The sequence below is a fragment of the Vibrio sp. 10N.286.52.C3 genome (assembly GCF_041468865.1).
Classification (GTDB): Bacteria; Pseudomonadota; Gammaproteobacteria; order Enterobacterales; family Vibrionaceae; genus Vibrio; species Vibrio crassostreae_C.
Genome location: NZ_JBFRJM010000095.1, coordinates 1 through 494 on the forward strand (window position 1 = coordinate 1; position 494 = coordinate 494).

The following is a 494-nucleotide window of genomic DNA, read 5'->3' on the forward strand; positions in this document are numbered from 1 at the left end:
TCTAATGTGAAGAGCTAGGGAAACAACACTACGAGATAAGAATCTACGGCTAGTTTCTAAAGAATGCATAGCTTGTTGTTCCAATGACTTTGGACGACTGTACTTGATACCAATTTGTATAGCGGCGTTAGCGATGGCGAGAGCATCATTATGATCCGTTTTATGACCTTCTAGGTATCCTTTCACCTTCTTAGGGTTAATGATTCGGACTTCATGCCCAAGTTTTTCTGCTAATTGCCCCCAGTAATGGCAACCGCAACAACCTTCCATGGCGACAATCGAAGGCTTAGCCTTTGCCAAGAACTCTTTCATCTTCTGGCGACTCAGAGGTTTATTGGACATTAGCTCACCATGAATGCTGATATGGCAGGCTTGAAGAACATTTTTTGCTAAGTCGATAGCGATAACATTTTTAGTCAACATATTGGAACCCTCGGTTTTTTCTCACACTCCTAAGTCTAGATTGCTAAGGAGGGAGTGGATTCCATACATCA

General features: G+C 42.3%; 1 protein-coding gene. It reads right to left on the reverse strand.

Annotated elements, in window-relative coordinates; all coding sequences use genetic code 11:
* Positions 1–423: transposase (locus AB4138_RS23080; RefSeq protein WP_372307866.1), on the reverse strand; the 423-nt coding region annotated here is incomplete at its 3' end.
* Positions 424–494: the final 71 nt, after the last annotated feature.